This is a genomic window from Polaribacter sp., assembly GCF_965660385.1.
GTDB lineage: Bacteria > Bacteroidota > Bacteroidia > Flavobacteriales > Flavobacteriaceae > Polaribacter.
Map to the genome: position 1 here is coordinate 15,091 of NZ_CBFHZT010000026.1, position 12,497 is coordinate 27,587.

A 12,497-nucleotide genomic window follows, 5' to 3' on the forward strand; every position below is an offset into this window, starting at 1 on the left:
ACAAAAAATTAATTCTTTTTCTTTTCAAAATCAGAATCATTAATCCAGCCAGAATTTACTTTTTTTCCACTCATATAATTCTCATAAAAATTTTCATTTCTATCTGGTTTATAATTATCAAAAACAGCTCCATTACCAAACATCCTTGGATCTTTTTGTTTTTTTAATTCGTTGATTAAGATTGATTTTAGTTCTTCTTTTATGGTTTGGTAATTTTTATCATTAGCCAAATTATTAATACAATCCTCATCTACCTCTATTTGAAAAAGCTCTTCTCTTGGATGTTTACCAAAGTTTAAGTTCCAATAAGTTTCATTTTCACCACTTCTTTTAAGGTTTAGGATTTGAGTTTTAGTTGGACTTCCATCAGTATTCGTATAACCCGTTTCAGGATTTCCAGCAGGCCATCTGTCTTCTTTAAAATTAATTTGAAATAAATATCCATCTTTTACGATTCCTCTTACAGGATAACCAACGTCATTTGGTCTACCAACATCATGTCTTTCTTGACCTAACAAAACATAATCCTCTTCAGCAGTTATAACATCTTCTTTATTAGAATCGAAAAATGGTTTTAAACTCTTACCTTGAATAGATTCCATCCCTAAATCTTTGGCATTGTAACCTGCTACATCCACAAAAGTGGCAGCAAAATCAGTAAAACTGATATAATCTTCAATAATTCTTCCAGGGTTTTCAATTCCATTTTTCCACATGATTGCTAGTGGTAAATGATTAGAATGCTCATAGCTTAATCCTTTAACTCTTGGAAAAGGCATTCCATTATCTGAAGTTACCACAATAATTGTGTTTTCTAATTCGCCTTTTTCTTCAAGAATTTTTAGAATCCCTCCAAGTTGTTTATCAAAATATTCCAGTTCAAAAGCATAATCCAACATATCGTTTTTTACAGTATCAGATTGTGGCCAATATGAAAAGACAGAATCGATTTGAGATAATTTCTTTTTACCTACACTTACGCCAGTTCCATACTCATATTTTCTGTGAGGTTCGTGTCCTCCATACCAAAAGCAAAAAGGTTCATCTGCTTTCTTTTGATTCATAAAAGTTTTAAAATTGGCAACATAATCTATTTTAGAAATTCCTTTTGTAGGTGCTTTTCTTTTGATTTTATTATACGGTTTTACCAATAATTGTCTTTTTGTTCCATCTTTATTTAGTGCAGTTCCAGGAGCCCAACCTTTTCCAGTAAATCCTACATTATACCCCTTTTCTGATAATGCTTCCGGATACGTTTTAAATTTAGTAGGAAAATAAGCTAAATGATTGGCAGCTTCTTCCAATTGCCAAGAATTTCTTCCTGTTAAAATAATAGATCTTGATGGGCCACATTTTGCATTTGGCGTGTACGCATTAATAAATAGCAAACCTTCTTTAGCTACTCTATCAAAAGAAGGAGTATTTACCCATTTAGCACCGTAAGCACTCATATGTTTCCAAGTAGCATCATCTGCAATACAAAATAGAATGTTTGGTTTTTTCTCTTTTTTCTTGGTTTGAGCTGTACAAGCACCTTGTATGCTCATTATAATTATTAAGGATAAGAAGAGTTTTATAGAAAGTTGATTTATCTTCATAAAAATTAAATTATTGAACTCCTGAATATTGTGCTACATCCATTTTCTTTTCCCATTTAATGAGTTTTTCAACCAATTCTTGTACTTTATCTGGGTTTTTATAAGCAAGATCATTTTGCTCTTTAATATCGTTTACAATATTGTAGAGTGCTGTTTTTCCACTTCTATAGGCTAATAATTTCCAATCTCCTTCTCTCACAGAAACGTATAAATCTTCATAAGCTCTATAACCGAAAACAGCCTCTCTTTGTAAGGTGCTATTATTTTTAAGGGTTGATGCTAAAGAAATACCATCTAGATCTTTAAATTGATTCACATTTCCGCCAGCAATATCAATTAAAGTAGGAAACAAATCTGTAGATTGGACTACAGAATTATTAATAGTATTTGGTTTTGTAATACCTGGCCATTTTACAAAGAATGGTACTCTAGCACCACCTTCAAATAAAGTTTCAGTCATTTTAGCACCCCTAAAAGGCGCATTTTCAAAATATCCCCCTTGGTCTGACAGGAAAATAATGATAGTTTCTTTTTCAATTCCTTTTGCTGTAATGGCTTCTAAAACTTTACCTACAGATTCGTCTGTAGCTTTTACCATTGCTGCATAATTTGCAAATTTTCCTTCTAAACCTTTTTCTTTAAAATAAGCCAATAAATCTTTTCTTCCTTGATGAGGTGTATGCACAGAATAGTAAGAAAAGGTTAACATAAACGGATTTTCTTTATCGTAATTCGCTATAAAATCAACAGCTTCGTTGGTTAATTTATCTGTTAAATACGTGTTATTCTCATCTGTGTAATTGCCTTTATAACCAAAATAAGGAGGATAATACGATTTTGGATGACCTGCATTTGAAGTTCCTATTTGCTGATTAAAACCTTGATGTATGGGATGAAACTTTTCATGACCTAAATGCCATTTTCCAACAAATAAATTATAATAGCCTTGGTTAGATAAGGCTTCTGCGTAAGAAACATGCTCTAAAGGTAACCAGTTTCTACTTGGAAATTGAGCAGGATCTCTTTCTAGGTAATGGTATTCTTGATTAGTATTTCCCTGTCTATCAAAACCATTTTTTTTACCTCCAGGAATATGACGTACCATTTTTAATCTTGCAGGATGTTTACCAGTAATTAATGTTGCTCTGCTTGGGCTACATGTTGGACTAGCAATATAAGCTTGCTCAAAATTGATACCAGATTTTGCTAGTTTATCAATATTTGGGGTTTCAAAGACTGAGTTACGAAAACCTAAATCTGCCCACCCTAAATCATCCACAAAAAATAGCACAATATTTGGCTTTATTGATTTTGTAACTTTTTTTTGACTTTTGTTTACTGTTTTACAGCTCGATAATAAACCAAGACTTAATACTGATGCAAAGAAAATTATATTGATTTTCATTGTAGGATTTTTAGTAAAAATTGAAAAAACATAAAGCCACTTAATCTTCGAAAACTAAATTGGTATTGTTATTCTTAAGAATGAGCTCAGTTTCTTCTGATGGATCTTTTGAATTACGAATAAATCTATTGCCTTTAATTACTGTATTTACAGAACATTCTACAAATAATGCGTGTTTATTGTATTTAAAGGTATTGTTAATAATGGTAATATTTTTTATGCCTTTCCAATCTGCTCTAGCAACACCACTCCATTTCTTTTTAGATTCTGGGTTTTTAAGTTTGCCAACACTCATTTTTATGGTTGCAGCGCTTTCTTCTTTTAAAAAAGCTGAGTCATAACCACAATTGTTAAAAATATTATTTTGAATTAAAATGTTATTTGCAATAAAGCCTTCTCCCCAATCTACACCATTCTCTAATGTAATTGCAGATTGACTTAAATTTTGAAACACATTTCGTTCTATAATTCCGTAAGAATTTTGTAAAAGAATTCCATACCTACGCGCATTTTTAAACGTATTGTTTCTAATAACAAAAGACTCATTAGATCTAGAATCTACGTAAATAAGATCATTTTTTTTGGTTTCTCCAGTATTTAATTCAATGTCAATAGGTTTGTCTAACGTTAATTTCATTTGATTTTCTCCAAGAAACTTACTCTCTAAAACTTTATATTGACCTATTAAAATACCTTCTCTTGGATTGTATATATTAATAACTTCATCTTTTTGAATATTAAATTTAACGATGAGTTGTGTTGGCGATTTTTGCTGTAAAATATTTCTTTTTGTAGATTTCATATTTACAGCATCATCACTATAACCTTCAAAAAGAGAGTTCTCTATCCAAGGCCCAAATTTACCACCATTTACATGCATACAATCTGCATTTGCACTATGCAATCTACCTGGTTTTAATTTTACTTGAGCACCAATAATATTCCATTCTTCCATTTCAAAAGCGTTGTAAGTACCTGCAGGACTGGAATAATTAGTGTTATTAAGGTAGGTAATGTTTTTACTGTGGCCAGATTTAAAAACGCTTCTACCATTTGTTCTTGCCATATGAACATATAAATCTCCTACATTCATTGCTTTAAGAAGGTTAATTGCCCTTATTTTTATTCTGAATACACCTGTAGAGATTTCTTCAAATTCTTTAGAAGCAAAAAGGTTAGGTGCACCATCTTTTAATTTTCCAGGAATTTTAGGATCCATTAACATACCCCAAACTCGAGACGCATTTTGAAACATTTCGTGGCTTAATTTTGGAAAGCCTTCATCTAATTTTAAATCAAAAACACGTGCTTTCAAGTCTATGTTTACTATTTTTCCTTGCGTAAATGGCAACGGATCATAATCTATAAATAAATTTTTAAGAATAATATTTTTCGATTTAAAGACACTAAAAAAGCCTTTTAAAGGATCGTGAATGATAAGTTCTGAACCATTCCCATCAATAATAATATTATTGGCGTTTTGTAAATTTATAATATGAGATCTTCTTTCTAGTTTTGGATCACTAAATAAATCATACGTTCCCTTTTCAAAAATTAATTTTACAGCTGATCCTGTTGAAGTTATTTTTTTGCAAAAATTTAGTGCTTTTGTAACGGCTGGTGCATCATTTTTACCATCATTTGGTATTGCTCCAAAATCGCTCAACTTTATATTCATACTTGTAGGAAAATCTACTAAAGGTAAGTTACGTTTTGTTCTAAAATGATCTGGCAATGTAAAATTATATTGAGCGTGAGACGAAAAGCCCAAAATGCATAGAATGAGTATTAAAATAGTTTTTTTCATCTGTTTATTCTTTTAAAATCTTAGTAATTTGTTGATTGTTAATTTTTAAAATATATAAACCGGGAGATAAGTTTGATACATCAAAACTATCTTTATTAATGTTTTCTTCAGAAATATATTTTTTACCCAGAAGATTATAAATAGTAAGATATTGGATAGGTTTAGTAAAATTTATTTTACCTTTTGTAACAGTTGGATATACTTTTATTTTGTCATTAGCTATATTGAAATCCTGCGTTGATAAGGCTCTTTGCCAATCATTATATATTGTTTCGACTTGAGCACCACATAATTTATAATCAAAAAAGCGGATGTCACTAATTAATCCTTTAAATCTTGGAACAAAATCGACTTTATTTTCTGCTGTGTTTATCAGAACATTTTTACCTGTTTTTGTTTCATTAGAAGCGACGCCATTTTTAAACAATTGTATACTGAAAAAAGTATTATTTTCAGGAACAGTAATTGCAACATGGTTCCATTTGCCAATATCTAAAGGCAAATCATCCATTCTAACAAAATTATTGTCATTATCTGTAACCCTTAATACACCATTTGTTTGCATTTGTATGGCAAAAACACTTCCTTCTGAAGGACCACCACTATAGAGTAATGTATGAAAAATAGCTTCTTCTGGTTTAATCCAAAAAGAATAGCTTCTTGCTTGACCATTTAGTGGCCCAGCATATGCAGAATTATCATTTTTGTTGATTAAACTCAAACGACCATTACCAGCTGTAATTATTTTAAAAGTATTCCCTATTTCTAAGTCCGTAAAACCTTGAATAATTTCACCATCTGTTGTGTTTATTTCTACACCTATGTTTTGATTACTTCCACTATTATTGATGGTTGTTTCTTGTGAAGTATCGTTCAATAAAAATTGAAAATCAGCATTTGGTAGTGTAGCTTCTTTTGCTGTATTACTAACGTTTCCACTATTTAAAATAATAATATCTTCAGGATTTTCGCCACTACTTAGTGTGATATCTTCATCTCTATGACAAATAAAATTATTGCTTACTGTTAGTCCTTCAATGTTCTTTAAATACATTCCTTTTTTATTGTAAAGGATGGTATTGTCTATTATTCTGATATTACTATGTGCTCTATAGTTACTTGTTTCTGTGCCACAAAACCTTCCTCCATTTCGTATACAAGGTATTTTTACTTTTGCAAAGTCAACAGAAATAGCTGCAGAGTTTTCTTCATTTACATAACTATCATCATAACCACAATTTTCGAATCTATTGTTACGAATTTCAATTTCATGAGCTCTAAAGCCCTCAGTCCAATCAACACCATTTTCAATGCGAATACCAGCACCACTTAAATTTTGGAAAAGATTGTTTTCTATTAGTGCATATTTGCTTTGTATAAGAATTCCATATCTTCTTGAATTTCGAACAATATTATTTCTAAAAATAAAAGATTCATTAGAACGACTTTCTACATATAATTTATCTGCTAGTTGATCATCATCTTCATTGACAGTGGTCAAATTAACAGCATTAGAAAGCGTTATTCTAAATAAATTACTTCCTAAATTTTGTACAGCACTAACTGTTGCTGTTCCAATGAGTTCAGCATCTCTAGGATTGAAAAACTCTAATTTTTCTCCAACATCTAAATCGAATTGAATTGTAATTTCTGTAGGACTATGTATTTCTTTTATTGTTCTTCTAGAGTATTTGATGTTCATAAAATCGTCAGAAAACCCCTCAAAAGAACAATTTTCTACCCAAGGACCAATATAATTACCATTTGTATGCATAGCATCTGCATTAACACTATGCACTCTACCTTCTTTTAGCTTTATATGGCAATTGATTACGTTCCATTCATAACAATCTCTAGAATTAAAACCACCTGAAGCGCTTGCGTAACCTGTAATGTTCATATAGGTGATGTTTTTGCCTTGTGTATTTCTCATTAATGTAGCACCATTATATCTACCAATATGTACAAAATAATCGCCAATTGCTGCATTAACAAGAGTGTTAGCATTTTGCCCACCATATCTATATGTTCTTGTACCAATTGATTCGAAAAAACGATTGTGTGGAATTAAATTTCTAGTACCTTCTTTAATACCTCCTTTTGCATTCTTAAACATACCCCATCTTTGTGGTGAGTTAAAAAAAGGATCTGTTGTAGGTTCTGGTGAAAAGTCCTCTAAAACAAAATCAAAATAACCTTCTGCTTTATTTATGTTTGTTACTATTCCTTGAGAAAAAGGAAGTATAGCATGGTCTATAGAAAAATCTTTTAAAATGGTGTTTTCACAACGCAGTAAAGCCAAAAAACCAATTGTTGGATTGTGTAATAGAAATTCTGCATTTTGGCCATCCCAAAGCAAGCCATCAATATCTGCTATATCAATTACATGCGAAGAAGTCCCAGCATACATAATATCGTAAGTACCAGATTCAAAAAGTAAACGCACTGGGTTTTGAGCTGTAGCAATACTTTTTACAGCATTTATTGCATTTCTTATTGCAGTAACATCATCTTTACCATCATTGATGATAGCTCCATAATCAGAAACATTAATTGTTGTAGTAGTGTTTAAATCTAATAAAGGTAGCTCACGCTGAACTCTAAAAAAAGAGGGTACAGAACCCAGTTGTTGAGCAGAGCTACTTAGTGTAAAAAACAAAATAAAAATTACAAATATGTTTCTCATAATGTGTTTTTTAAACTATTTATTTTTTTATGAATTTTTCTGCTTTTTTATTATCAAAAACAATTAAATACAACCCTGTACTTAAAAAATCTACAGAAATTTCTTCTTGATTTTCTGTAAGAACATCTCTTAAAACTTGCCCTTTTAAGTTGATAATCTTAACATTATTTTGTGGTTTACTAAAAAATATTTTAGAAGAAGTTAGTGTTGGGTAAGCTATTGGTTTTACGCTTTCATTAAATTCGTCTGCAGATAATGAAGTTTTGTTTACTAAATACCCATCACTATTTAAACCAACTGAATCACTAACACCATCAACAACTATCTGTGCTAATTGTGCAGTGGTTAAACCTGTATTATCTGTCCCAAATCTTAAAACGCCTTCTTTATAGCCTGTAATATTTAAAGTTCCAGAATTCCATTCTACTTCAGAACTATTAGAAAAAGAAAGCTCAGTAATACTAGTATCTACAATTAAATTTAATGTACCATTGGCAGTTCCTCCAGCGAAAGTTATAGCTCCTATATTACTTTGATTTGCATTTGCGTTAAAAGTAAAAGATTGACTACCATTTACAGAAATATTTCCTTGATACACGTTAATACCATTAACATCAATACTTCCATTTGCGCCATTGATTTGGATTTTTCTTTCTGCTGGCAAAAACACATTATTATCAGCAGTATTTACAACAACTTTAGCATTAGGACCTACCCAAACAAAATCACCTTCAAAATCAGGATTATTTGATGTACTTCCAAAAGTAGATATTATATTTGCATTCACTCTTAATGGTGCTGCCCCTGCCAAAGTTCCATTGAAAACAAAATTATTACTAGAACCAGATCTAGCTTCAAGTGGGGTGTTTAATGTTAGTAATGAATTCTCTGAAAAACTGATTGAATTACCAGACCCATTTCCATTTCGCATTAATGTGTTCTTTAAGCCTTCCGTTATAGAATTTTCAATTGTAATGTTACCATTAAAACTTAGCATTACATTATTGTTTGAAAGGTTCTCTATACCATAATATTGATTAGAAACTGTTATATCTTCTTTAGTATCAATAATTAATACAGCTGAACCGGCTATTGATGTAATTTTATTTTCTGTTGTAGAACTAGCACCTGTTGCAAAAGTGGTTTGTACTCTCTTTACAGTAAAATCTGAATCTACTAAAGATTCAAATAAATTAGGTAAACGAACTGTAGTACTTGAATTTGGAATTACATTGAGACTCCAATTTGTTGAGTTAGACCAAAGCAAATCTCCACCGTTATTATTAAAATTATTATCTTGACCAAGTGTTATTGATATTGTAAAAAACAATACTAATAGGATGTAATTTTTTTTCATAATGTAAAATTTTGAATTAATTATTATTTATTCTTAGATTAAAATTATTCTACTTCAAATATAAATGAAGGTGAAATTTTTAACTTTTAGTGATGTAACATAAACTTTATGAAATGTAACATCTGTATTTATTTTAGTGTAAGATTATTGAATTACTTAAAGCCTTTGTTCTTTTTTACAACAAGTGTTTTTTGACTTTGTCTATCCGCTTTAATCGCTATTTTACAATCGCCTTTGTAATTGTTTTTTTCCACAATAGTATTTTTACAATTTTTCAAATCTATTAGTGGAGCATCAGGATATAATTCAGGTGCATTATTGGTTTTTATAATTGTGTTATCTTTTATGATGAGTCCATCAACTCTATCTGCCCATACAATTCTGTTTCCAAAGGTTTCTATGGTATTATTTATGAAACGTATATTTCTATCATATGTAATGGATGTATCATAAGATTTTCCTAAACGTGGTGTAATATTCAAAATAGCATGTTCTGCCCCACTGTAGGCAGCATATTCAAATGTATTGTTTTGTATAAGCACATCATTTACAGCCCCAGATTCGTACCAAAAAAAAGTTTCTCCCCTAAAAAAAATAGATGACATCATAGAAGAAAAGTAATTGTTTTCAATCACGGTCTTTAAAGGTGTTTTAAGGACAATATTTCTAGCTCTGTGATTTTTAATTGTGCAGCCTCTCATTGTAAACTCAGGGTTCCATGTTTTGTTTTCTAGAATATCTCCTGGCTTGAGGTCTTCTGGAATTTCAGCATTAAAAGTGACTTCACTAAACTCTTCGTTTATTGATTTTACGTTGTTAACTAGACCAATTTCAGTACGTTCAGGAGAAGGTTGTTTTATAAACCACATCTCATCTCCAGGTCTTGTAAATTCAAAACCACGTTGTTCAAAATGCACTAATTTAGTTCGTACAGTTTTATTATCAATAACTTTATCAATCACTACATAAGTCCCATGAACATTTGTACCATCATCAAGCATATTTTCAAACCTACAGTTTTCAATTAAAATTGAACCCTTACAATTTGCAAAATGTGTAGCATCTGCTGTTGTTGATATTACCCTATTTGTACCTTCTCTTAAATAAATACCAGAATTAATTAATTGAATATTCTCAGATAGTTCAAAAAGAAACCCCATACCTAGAGCATGATGAATAGTAATATTATCGAGCTTAATATTTGATGATTTCTTAAAATCGAAAGCAGGTGCGTATCGATCATGCTCTCTATCTCCTTTAGAACTTAACAAAGATCCCACAGGTGGATAATGTTTTAAGAATTCGTGAAATCTTAAATTTCCATTCTTTAATTTTTCTACCCACCTAGGATGACTTTCAATATCCCAAGCACCATGAACAGGTCTTTTCTTTTGGGCATCAAAAGCTAATGTACTGCCCAAGATATTATAGTTAAAACCATCTACATTTGGAAACTGTAATCTTCCTTTTTTTAACTTCCAAGAAAATCCTTTTTTAAAGGGTCTTATATCTCGCCAGCCTTCTTTTTCATTTACACCAATAACTTCTCCAAGAAAGGTAAATGGAATATCCCAATCAATAGTAAGGTTACTTATGGTTACTGCTTCAGAATTTTTGAATAAAAATGGCATTATTTGTCCATGAAAAATAAACTCAGCACCATTACCATTAATAGTAATTTTTCGAAATTTACTTAAATCAAAAGCTATACGCTTGTAGCCATTGCCATGGTTTGTAATATCTAAATACTTACCAAAAGCATAATCTGGATTGAACTTATATATACCTTTTTTAAATACTAAATGTAAATCTTTTGTTTTGGTATTTTCTATAATATTCCTAATTATAAGTGTCATATCACCCTGTTTAGGTGATATAATGATTGGATTTTTTTCTTGTGCTATAGTCCAATAAGAACAAGTGACAGTTAAAAGGGTAACTAATAGAAACCTTTTCATGTTTATTAAGGTTTTAAAATTAATTTTTCATTGAAGGAATTTTAATAGCCAGGATTTTGTTTGAGATTTGAATTCAAATCAATTTGTTGTAATGGTATAGGAAACCAAACTCTTTCTGAAAACCAATTTTGTTGTAATAACACAACATGACTGTTCCAAGCCCCATTACTTGGGTCTAGTGAATTTATAGTTTGATCGAAAATATTAAATCTAGCCAAATCAAATCTTCTCCAGATTTCAAAACACAGCTCTCTAGAGCGTTCATCTTGTAACTCTTTAGCAAAATTTGAGTTAAAATATTCAGAATTAAGGTCTGTAACTGTTGCAGGAGCAATAACTGATCTTTGACGTAATTCTGTTAATATTGCTCGAGCACCAGCTTCATTGCCTGTATAGAAAAGTGCTTCAGCTCGTAATAAAAGTATATCTCCATATCTTAATAATGGAATTGAGATACCTGAAGCCCATGGAGCGTAGGATTTCTGATCAGGATCTTTCATTCGATATTTACCTATACTCATAAATCCAGAACCTTTTCCAGCTAAGTCACGAGGTTGATAATATCTAACACCATCAATTTCTATTGTTTGAAGTATGTTTGGATTACCTCCTAAGTTTCCAGAAACATTATGGCTAAATCGAAAATCGTTTGAGTTATACAGATCAAAAAGTTCTCCTGTTGGACGTGTCCAGCCAGAACCACCACCAACTCTTCTTGCATTTCCTTGTGGAATAAAACTATTGATAACGATTGTAATAACCTGTTGTGAAGCATCTGATGAGCCTTCTGCTGCAAACATAACTTCTTCAGCTTGTGCAGATTTAGTAGATTCTCTAAAAAGGCGATCGTAATTTTGTGTTAAACCATAACCACTGTTAGCAACAATATCTCCAGAGATGGTAACTGCATTTTGATAACTTACATTTTCATCTACCCAATTAAAACTGTTCAGCGTAAAACCAAAGTCACTTAGACCATTAATTTTCATACTTGCTAAGTAGGTGTGTACTTTTACTAATAACCCAGCAGCAGTCCATTTATTTACACTGGAAGCTAAAGGTCCTCTGTTTTGAAGGTTTTGATAAGCAAATTCATAATCTGATATTATTTGAGCATAAACTTCTTGAACAGACTGTCTTGCTTTAGTAGGACTATCATTAGTACTTGTATATACAGGAATAGCTCCATGCATCATAGAAAGTATGGTATGAAAAAATCCTCTTAATAGTTTTGCTTCAGCTTCAATTTCAATTTTTCTTGTACCTGCAAAATCAGCATCTGGGATATTAGGTAAATTTTCAAGAAGACTATTTGCTCTACTAATCCCAGCATAAAGGAAAAACCAATTAAAATTTAAATCAACATCTTGACTAGTAAAAGCTGCTGTTCCAAACTGTCCTCCTCTATTATTTGAAAATTGCTGAGGTACAACTCCTTCACCTGTACCACCCACTAGCATTTCAAAGAGATCTCTTCTAAAGGAATCTGCATTTCCTTGACCTTGAATATCCCCAGCAGTAATTGTATTATAAACACCTACTAAAGCTATTTCAGCGTCTTGTGGAGTTTTATAAAAATTTTCTGGTGATGTAAATGAATATGGTGTTGGCTCTAATATATCTTCACATGAAGCTATTAAAACTATAAAAGCTAAAAATAAAGTGTTTTTTATAATATTTTTCATG

7 protein-coding genes are annotated in these 12,497 nt (G+C 31.0%); all 7 read right to left on the bottom strand.

All coding sequences use genetic code 11. From position 1 onward, the window contains the following. Positions 1 to 8: 8 nt before the first annotated feature. Positions 9 to 1,598: a sulfatase family protein gene (locus ACTG3V_RS09410; RefSeq protein ID WP_439131912.1), complete on the bottom strand. Its 1,590-nt coding sequence runs from the start codon at positions 1,596 to 1,598 to the stop codon at positions 9 to 11. 10 nt (positions 1,599 to 1,608) lie between these two features. Then, entirely contained in the window at positions 1,609 to 3,003 is a 1,395-nt protein-coding gene (locus ACTG3V_RS09415; RefSeq protein WP_439131914.1) for a sulfatase, read from the bottom strand. Between the two features lie 40 nt (positions 3,004 to 3,043). Further along, on the bottom strand, positions 3,044 to 4,810 hold the full coding sequence (locus tag ACTG3V_RS09420; RefSeq protein ID WP_439131915.1) for a right-handed parallel beta-helix repeat-containing protein: 1,767 nt from the start codon (positions 4,808 to 4,810) through the stop codon (positions 3,044 to 3,046). 4 nt (positions 4,811 to 4,814) lie between these two features. Further along, the gene (locus ACTG3V_RS09425) at positions 4,815 to 7,496 is read right to left on the bottom strand and encodes a LamG-like jellyroll fold domain-containing protein (RefSeq protein ID WP_439131916.1); all 2,682 of its coding nucleotides are present in this window, start codon (positions 7,494 to 7,496) and stop codon (positions 4,815 to 4,817) included. A gap of 19 nt (positions 7,497 to 7,515) precedes the next feature. Continuing rightward, positions 7,516 to 8,853: a T9SS type A sorting domain-containing protein gene (locus ACTG3V_RS09430; RefSeq protein WP_439131917.1), complete on the bottom strand. Its 1,338-nt coding sequence runs from the start codon at positions 8,851 to 8,853 to the stop codon at positions 7,516 to 7,518. Between the two features lie 152 nt (positions 8,854 to 9,005). Further along, positions 9,006 to 10,811, bottom strand: coding sequence for an alpha-1,3-galactosidase-related protein (locus tag ACTG3V_RS09435; RefSeq protein WP_439131918.1), 1,806 nt, complete (start codon positions 10,809 to 10,811; stop codon positions 9,006 to 9,008). Between the two features lie 41 nt (positions 10,812 to 10,852). Then, a complete protein-coding gene (locus ACTG3V_RS09440) occupies positions 10,853 to 12,496 on the bottom strand; it encodes a RagB/SusD family nutrient uptake outer membrane protein (RefSeq protein WP_439131919.1) in 1,644 nt (547 codons plus the stop codon). Between the last annotated feature and the right edge of the window lies 1 nt (position 12,497).

Bases quoted from the DNA above. Each gene is read 5' to 3' on its own strand.
- ACTG3V_RS09435 (WP_439131918.1), bottom strand. From the start codon at position 10,811: ATGAAAAGGTTTCTATTAGTTACCCTTTTAACTGTCACTTGTTCTTAT.
- ACTG3V_RS09420 (WP_439131915.1), bottom strand. From the start codon at position 4,810: ATGAAAAAAACTATTTTAATACTCATTCTATGCATTTTGGGCTTTTCG.
- ACTG3V_RS09415 (WP_439131914.1), bottom strand. From the start codon at position 3,003: ATGAAAATCAATATAATTTTCTTTGCATCAGTATTAAGTCTTGGTTTA.
- ACTG3V_RS09410 (WP_439131912.1), bottom strand. From the start codon at position 1,598: ATGAAGATAAATCAACTTTCTATAAAACTCTTCTTATCCTTAATAATT.
- ACTG3V_RS09430 (WP_439131917.1), bottom strand. From the start codon at position 8,853: ATGAAAAAAAATTACATCCTATTAGTATTGTTTTTTACAATATCAATA.
- ACTG3V_RS09425 (WP_439131916.1), bottom strand. From the start codon at position 7,496: ATGAGAAACATATTTGTAATTTTTATTTTGTTTTTTACACTAAGTAGC.
- ACTG3V_RS09440 (WP_439131919.1), bottom strand. From the start codon at position 12,496: ATGAAAAATATTATAAAAAACACTTTATTTTTAGCTTTTATAGTTTTA.